Source organism: Micrococcus sp. KRD026 (assembly GCF_017168445.1).
Lineage (GTDB): Bacteria > Actinomycetota > Actinomycetes > Actinomycetales > Micrococcaceae > Micrococcus > Micrococcus luteus.
This window is the reverse complement of the sequence record NZ_JABFBA010000062.1, coordinates 1-412: the sequence shown is the minus strand read 5'-3', so window position 1 is coordinate 412 and position 412 is coordinate 1. Positions and strand designations below refer to the sequence as shown.

Below are 412 nucleotides of genomic sequence, written 5' to 3'. Positions count from 1 at the left end.
TTTCAGGTCGTTCCGATATGCCCTTTGCGCTGCTGCTTCTCGCGCCCAGCTTATTACTGCTGGGCGGTCTGGTGGCGTGGCCGATGGTGTCGAATATCGAAATCAGTTTTTTACGTCTGCCGCTCAATCCCAACATCGAGTCAACGTTTGTTGGGGTGAGCAACTATGTGCGTATCCTCTCCGATCCCGGCTTCTGGCATTCGCTGTGGATGACGGTCTGGTATACCGCGCTGGTGGTGGCGGGCAGCACCGTGCTCGGGCTGGCGGTGGCGATGTTTTTCAACCGCGAGTTCCGCCTGCGCAAAACCGCGCGTTCGCTGGTGATCCTCTCCTACGTAACGCCGTCCATTTCGCTGGTGTTCGCCTGGAAATACATGTTCAACAACGGCTACGGCATTGTTAACTACCTCGG

The 412-nt window shown here is 56.8% G+C and carries 1 protein-coding gene; it reads left to right on the top strand.

The features are described from left to right. Positions 1-17 precede the first annotated feature (17 nt). A partial coding sequence (locus J1M40_RS12065) for a carbohydrate ABC transporter permease (protein ID WP_206450834.1) occupies positions 18-412 on the top strand: 395 nt, incomplete at its 3' end.